Below are 6,356 nucleotides of genomic sequence, written 5' to 3'. Positions count from 1 at the left end.
CGATGCGGGCGTGGCCGTGCAGTTGCTCTCCGGCGACCGGCCCGGCGCGGTGCGGCGCATCGCCAGGCAGGTGGGCATCGAGCGGGCGCAGGGCGACTGCACGCCGCAGGACAAGCTCGCGCTGCTGCAGGCCGAGCAGTTGCGCGGCCACCGCGTGGCCATGGTGGGCGACGGGCTCAACGACGGCCCGGTGCTGGCGGGCGCCCATGTGTCGTTCGCCTTCGGCCGCGCCGTGCCGCTGGCGCAGTCCCGCGCGGATTTCGTGGTGATGGGCGGCGACCTGGAGCAGGTGGTGCAGACGCTGCTGCTGGCGCGCCGCACCCTGCGCGTGGTGCGGCAGAACCTGTGGTGGGCCGCGCTCTACAACGCGCTGTGCGTGCCGCTGGCCGTTGTGGGCTGGATGCCGGCGTGGCTTGCCGGGCTGGGCATGGCGCTCAGTTCGCTGCTGGTGGTCGCGAATGCGGCGCGGCTGGCAGCCGGTACCGGCTCCCCGCACGCTCCCGCTGCGGCACCAGCCGCCCACAGCGACGTGCCGCTGCTGGAAGGTGTGTGATGGACATCCTCTACCTGCTGATTCCCCTGTCCGTCGTGCTGGTGCTGCTGGTTTTGATGGGCCTGGGCTGGGCGGTGTCCCGGGGCCAGTTCGAGGATGTGGAGCAGGAGGGCGAGCGCATCCTGCGAGATGAATGACCGGAGCGCCAAGCCAAACCGTCCCGGCATTCAACGCCCGCCGCGTCACGCAGCGGCTGACGGGCCCCTATGGGGCTGACGGGCCCCTATGGCAGACCAACCGCTGCTGCCGCCACCCGTCGCCCGCGTGACAAAACGCGCGGGAAAACCCGCGCAGGGGTAACGCAAGCCGTGCCTAGACTGGCGCCGCCAATCCGGGCGTCATTGCTCCCCTAACGAGAGAGAGACAACCATGCAGCCGATCCGCTTTTTGATTCCTTCCCGCACGGCTGCCATCGGCGCCGTCAGTGCGTTGCTGCTCTCGGCTTGCGGTGGTGGCGGGGGCCTCGTGCCAGAGGAAAACCGCGTGCAAGACACCCGCACCAGTTTTGCCGTGGCCACCGCCAGCCTGCCATTCGCGGCCATGGATGGCACCACGGTGCAGACCGACCGCTGGAGCGGCACGAATGCCGGCGCGGGCTACCGTGTAGAGGTTCCGAAGAACTGGAACGGTATCCTGGTGATGTACGCCCATGGCTATGCGGGTGAAGGCAATGCGCTGACCGTGTCCAACCCGGCCTTCCGGCGCTACCTGATCGAAAACGGCTACGCCTGGGCGGCATCCAGCTACACCAAGAATTTTTATGACGTGCGCGTGGGCGTGGAAGACACCAATGCGCTGGCCAATGCGTTTGTGGCGATTGCCGCCGCCAACGGCCGTGTGCTGTCAGAGCCTGCCCGCACCTATGTCACCGGTGTCTCGATGGGCGGCCACATCGCCGCCGCCGCCATCGAGGACGAGGCGCAGCAAACGGCGGTCCACAAGCGGCGCTACCAGGGCGCCCTGCCGATGTGCGCCGTGCTGGGCGATCTGTCGCTGTACAACTATTTCGGTGCCTACCAGTTGGCGGCGCAGAAGCTGGCCGGTGTGCCCGCCGTCGCCGCACCCACCACCGACTGGGCCGCGCTCGCTCCGCGCGTGCGCGACGCCATGTTCGGCAGCCAGACATCGTTTGCATCGGTGACGCCGCAAGGGCAGAAGCTCAAAGACATCGTCATGAACCTGACCGGCGGGCCGCGGCCGATCTTCGACCAGGGCTTTGCCAATGCTCCGCTGCAAAACACCGTGTGGGGCACCTTCGGACGCGACGGCACCCTCAACGGCATCCTGAACAAGCAGGGAATCGACACCACCGGTACGGTCTACCGGTTCAATGCCAGCGCGGCAGAGGTGGCAGACTTCAACGCCACCATCGCGAAGTGGGTGCCGGCACCCGACGCCAACCGCCTGCGCACCGATGGCCTGCGCTGGGTGCCACAGGTCAATGGCCAGTTCCGCATCCCGGTGGTCACCCTGCATACGCTGGGCGACATGTACGTGCCCTTCCACATGGAGCAGGTCTACCGCGACCGCGTCGAGGCCAACGGCAATGGCCAGTGGCTGGTGCAGCGCGCCATTCGCGCCCCCAGCCACTGCGATTTCACCGTGGCCGAGCAGTCCGAAGCATTCAAGGCGATGGCCGATTGGGTTGAGAAAGGCACCAAGCCCGCGGGTGACGACGTGAAAACGCCCGCCACCGTCGCTGACGCACGTTATGGCTGCACCTATACCCGCAACGCAGGTGGGCGCGACGACAGTGCTGCAACCGTGGCGACCCGCGCAACCTTGCCCGGGTGCAGCGGCAGCTGATCTGGCGTCGACTCGAATGCAGGGCAAAGCCTTGTGGGGCGGGCCTTCTGGTACCGCCTCATGTGCGTCCCCTCTGCCGCTCAACCAGCCCAAGGGCAACTCTCCTTCGCTCCCTAAGCGGGACTGCGCCGACAGGAATCGCGGGTGTTTCAGGTCAGTGGCTACCAAGGTGCGTAGGCTCTTTCGGCTCGACGCAGAAAGGGAGTCTCGTCTGGGTGGTCGGTGTAGCGGCGAAGCAGTGACGTCCCTGCTGAACGACCAGTGAGGCCCGCCGTCCAGAATTTGGTCTTGGAAGGATGCCGAACCGCTCGTACACGCGGGTCTGGATCGCCTTGTTCATTGACAACACAGGTGTTGCGCTTCAGGTTCGAATCCGCCCGGTGACCGCGGCCTGACTCCTGATTTCTTGGTAGAGATCCATTGGCGATTCTCTGGTGGTTGCCGACTCATGCCAACCCTGTACGGGCAGCCGTGCTGCCAGTGGTTGGCCTGACGCTCTGTGACTCCGGCCGGATTCATCGCAACGATTGACATGCGTCAATGCCCCCAACGGGTATCCGGAAGAAACTTTCCGTGCAATCAAAGAGGTGCACGATGGAATCTCCAAAAACCGCTGCCGCGCATTACGACGACACCGTCGTGCGGCAGTTTTCGATCATGGCCGTGGTGTGGGGGGTGGTGGGCATGCTGGTCGGCGTCTTCATCGCCGCCCAGCTGGCCTGGCCGGAACTCAACTTCGGCATTCCCTGGCTCAGTTACGGCCGTCTGCGGCCGCTGCACACCAACGCGGTGATCTTTGCCTTCGGCGGCTGCGCGCTGTTCGCCACCAGCTACTACGTGGCGCAGCGCACCTGCCAGGTGCGCCTGTTCGCGGGGCCGCTGGCGTCGTTCACGTTCTGGGGCTGGCAGCTCGTCATCGTGGCGGCGGCCATCAGCCTGCCGCTGGGCTACACCACCGGCAAGGAATACGCCGAGCTGGAATGGCCCATCGACATCCTGATCACGCTGGTGTGGGTGTCGTACGCCATCGTGTTCTTCGGCACCATCGGCCGCCGCAAGGTGCGCCACATCTACGTGGCCAACTGGTTCTTCGGCGCGTTCATCCTGGCGGTGGCGCTGCTGCACCTGGTCAACAGCGCCGAAGTGCCTGCCGGCTGGATGAAGAGCTACTCGGCCTATGCCGGCGTGCAGGACGCGATGGTGCAGTGGTGGTACGGCCACAACGCCGTGGGCTTCTTCCTCACCGCGGGCTTCCTCGGGATGATGTATTACTTCATCCCCAAGCAGGCCGGCCGCCCGGTGTACAGCTACCGCCTGTCGATCGTGCACTTCTGGGCGCTGATCTTCACCTACATGTGGGCGGGCCCCCACCACCTGCACTACACCGCGCTGCCGGACTGGACGCAATCGGTGGGCATGGTGTTCTCGCTGATCCTGCTGGCCCCCAGCTGGGGCGGGATGATCAATGGCGTGATGACGCTGTCGGGCGCCTGGCACAAGCTGCGCGACGACCCCATCCTGCGCTTCCTGATCGTGTCGCTGTCGTTCTACGGCATGGCCACGTTCGAGGGCCCGATGATGTCCATCAAGACCGTCAACGCACTCAGCCACTACACCGACTGGACCGTCGGCCACGTGCATGCCGGCGCCCTGGGCTGGGTGGGCCTGATCACCATGGGTTCGCTGTACTACCTGATCCCGCGCCTGTTCGGCCGGGAAAAGATGCACTCGGTGCCTGCCATCGAGCTGCACTTCTGGATGTCCACCATCGGCATCGTGCTGTACATCGCCGCGATGTGGATCGCCGGCGTCATGCAGGGCCTGATGTGGCGCGCGGTCAACCCCGACGGCACGCTCACCTATACCTTCGTCGAAAGCGTGAAGGCCACCTATCCGTTCTACGTGGTCCGCTTCGCCGGCGGCCTGCTGTACCTGGGCGGCATGCTGGTGATGGCCTGGAACGTGTGGGCCACCGCCATCTCGGGCCGCTCGGTCAAGGTGTCGATCCCCGCCGTGAACACGGCCCATGCCTGAGCCCCGAGGAGCCCATTCCATGTCCGAACACAACCCCAAATCGGCCGGCTTCTCGCACGAGAAGATCGAAACCAACAACTTCCTGATGATCGTGCTGATCGTGCTGGTGGTCGCCATCGGCGGCCTGGCCGAGATCGTGCCGCTGTTCTTCCAGAAGTCCACCACCGAGCCCGTGACGGGCGTGCAGCCCTACACCGCGGTGCAGCTGCTGGGCCGTGACATCTACCTGCGCGAGGGTTGCTACAACTGCCACTCGCAGATGATCCGCCCCTTCCGCGCCGAGACGCTGCGCTACGGCCACTACTCGGTGGCCGGCGAGTTCGTGTACGACCACCCCTTCCAGTGGGGCAGCAAGCGCACCGGCCCCGACCTGCACCGCGTGGGCGGCAAGTACAGCGACGAGTGGCACCGCATCCACCTGAACAACCCGCGCGACGTGGTGCCCGAATCCAACATGCCCGCCTACAGCTGGCTGGAGAAGACGCCCGTCGATCCCGCCGTGGCCGCGCCGCGCATGAAGGCGCTGCGCACGGTGGGCGTGCCCTACACCGACGAGCAGATCGCCGCCGCGTCCGAGGAGGTCAAGGGCAAGACCGAGATGGACGTGCTCGTGGCCTACCTGCAGGTCATGGGCCGCGCCCTCAAGTAACGAACCGCAAGGAGCTGGTCATGGACATCACCACTGTGCGCATCGTCGCCACGCTGGCATCGCTGGCGTGCTTCCTCGGCATCCTGGTCTGGGCGTTCTCGCGCCGCAACCGGGCCCGGTTCGAGGAGGCCGCGCGCCTGCCCTTCGAGCAAGACTGATCCGCAAAAAACAATGAGAACGACATGAGTGACTTCACCCACAATTTCTGGTCGGTCTATGTGGCGGGGCTGACCGTGGTCGGCATCCTGGGCTGCCTGCTGCTGCTCTGGATCACGGCCCGCAAGAAGGTCGCGCCCAGCACCGACAACACCACGGGCCACGTCTGGGACGAGGACCTGCGGGAGATGGACAACCCCATGCCGCGCTGGTGGATGTGGCTGTTCGTGCTCACCATCGTCTTCGGCTTCGGCTACCTGGCCGTCTATCCGGGCCTGGGCCGCTTCGCCGGCCAGTTCGGCTGGACGCAGGCCGGCGAGTACGAGGCCGAGATGGCCAAGGCGCGCACCGAGCTCGCGCCGCTGTACGCCCGGTTCGCCGCGATGAAGACCGAGGACATGGCGGCCAACCCCGAGGCCATGGCCATTGGCGAGCGCCTGTTCATGAACAACTGCGCGCAGTGCCACGGCTCGGACGCACGGGGCAGCAAGGGCTTTCCCAACCTGTCCGACAACGACTGGCTGCACGGCGGCGCGCCGGAGAACATCCGCGAGACGCTGGAGAAGGGCCGCATGGGCACCATGCCGCCCATGGCCGCGGCCGTGGGTTCGCCGGAGGACATCCGCAACCTCGCGCACTATGTGCTGAGCCTGTCGGGCAGCCCGCACGACTCGCTGCGCGCCTCGCTGGGCAAGTCCAAGTTCACCGCCTGCGCGGCCTGCCACGGCATGGACGGCAAGGGCAATACGGCCCTGGGCGCGCCCAACCTGACCGACGACGTCTGGCTGCACGGCTGGGGCGAGGCGGCCATCACCGCCATGGTCAACCACGGCAAGGTCAACGTGATGCCGGCCCAGGCCGACAAGCTGACCGAGGCCCAGATCGGCGTGCTCACCGCCTACGTATGGGGCCTGTCCCACCGCGCGAACGCGGTGCGCTGACGGCGCCGATGCCACCGGGGAACGCGATCCGGGCCTTTCCCGCGGCGCGCCCTGGCCGGCGGCGCAGCCGCTGACGCGTTCCCTTGCCGGCCCACCCTTCGAGAACTGCCATGAAGCCACCCAGCGGGCCTGCCCGCAAGGTCATTCCCATCACCCCGGTCGCGCCTGGCGCCGCCGATGCGGCCGCCGAGATGGTGTCGCTGTACGAGGCGCAAAA

Annotated in this window: 7 protein-coding genes; all 7 read left to right on the top strand. The window is 66.6% G+C overall.

Features of this window, described 5'->3' with window-relative positions; genetic code table 11:
* A partial coding sequence (locus AC27KI_RS17010) for an HAD-IC family P-type ATPase (protein ID WP_487114882.1) occupies nucleotides 1–553 on the top strand: 553 nt, incomplete at its 5' end.
* Nucleotides 553–690, top strand: a complete 138-nt coding sequence (gene ccoS, locus AC27KI_RS17005; protein WP_272564155.1) for a cbb3-type cytochrome oxidase assembly protein CcoS — start codon at nucleotides 553–555, stop codon at nucleotides 688–690. The genes AC27KI_RS17010 and ccoS, both read left to right, overlap by 1 nt.
* Before the next feature lie 232 nt (nucleotides 691–922).
* Entirely contained in the window at nucleotides 923–2,359 is a 1,437-nt protein-coding gene (locus AC27KI_RS17000) for an alpha/beta hydrolase (RefSeq protein WP_487114880.1), read from the top strand.
* Nucleotides 2,360–2,953: 594 nt separating this feature from the next.
* Nucleotides 2,954–4,393 (top strand): cytochrome-c oxidase, cbb3-type subunit I, encoded by a 1,440-nt coding sequence (gene ccoN, locus AC27KI_RS16995; RefSeq protein ID WP_272564153.1) that lies wholly within the window; start codon nucleotides 2,954–2,956, stop codon nucleotides 4,391–4,393.
* Between the two features lie 19 nt (nucleotides 4,394–4,412).
* Nucleotides 4,413–5,042: a cytochrome-c oxidase, cbb3-type subunit II gene (gene ccoO, locus AC27KI_RS16990; RefSeq protein ID WP_272548311.1), complete on the top strand. Its 630-nt coding sequence runs from the start codon at nucleotides 4,413–4,415 to the stop codon at nucleotides 5,040–5,042.
* Nucleotides 5,043–5,062: 20 nt separating this feature from the next.
* On the top strand, nucleotides 5,063–5,200 hold the full coding sequence (locus AC27KI_RS16985; RefSeq protein WP_272548310.1) for a cbb3-type cytochrome oxidase subunit 3: 138 nt from the start codon (nucleotides 5,063–5,065) through the stop codon (nucleotides 5,198–5,200).
* 24 nt (nucleotides 5,201–5,224) lie between these two features.
* Nucleotides 5,225–6,139 carry a cytochrome-c oxidase, cbb3-type subunit III gene (gene ccoP, locus AC27KI_RS16980; protein ID WP_284428871.1) on the top strand — a complete coding sequence of 305 codons (915 nt, stop codon included), beginning with the start codon at nucleotides 5,225–5,227 and terminating at the stop codon, nucleotides 6,137–6,139.
* Nucleotides 6,140–6,356 lie beyond the last annotated feature (217 nt).

This window comes from Acidovorax sp. KPB24-03, from assembly GCF_057546605.1.
The sequence above is the reverse complement of the archived record's forward strand: the minus strand, read 5'-3'. Positions and strand labels throughout refer to the sequence as shown.

What these genes read in the sequence shown, in the direction of transcription:
- ccoN (WP_272564153.1), top strand. Translation starts at nt 2,954, where the DNA reads ATGGAATCTCCAAAAACCGCTGCCGCGCATTACGACGACACCGTCGTG.
- AC27KI_RS17000 (WP_487114880.1), top strand. Translation starts at nt 923, where the DNA reads ATGCAGCCGATCCGCTTTTTGATTCCTTCCCGCACGGCTGCCATCGGC.
- ccoO (WP_272548311.1), top strand. Translation starts at nt 4,413, where the DNA reads ATGTCCGAACACAACCCCAAATCGGCCGGCTTCTCGCACGAGAAGATC.
- AC27KI_RS16985 (WP_272548310.1), top strand. Translation starts at nt 5,063, where the DNA reads ATGGACATCACCACTGTGCGCATCGTCGCCACGCTGGCATCGCTGGCG.
- ccoP (WP_284428871.1), top strand. Translation starts at nt 5,225, where the DNA reads ATGAGTGACTTCACCCACAATTTCTGGTCGGTCTATGTGGCGGGGCTG.
- ccoS (WP_272564155.1), top strand. Translation starts at nt 553, where the DNA reads ATGGACATCCTCTACCTGCTGATTCCCCTGTCCGTCGTGCTGGTGCTG.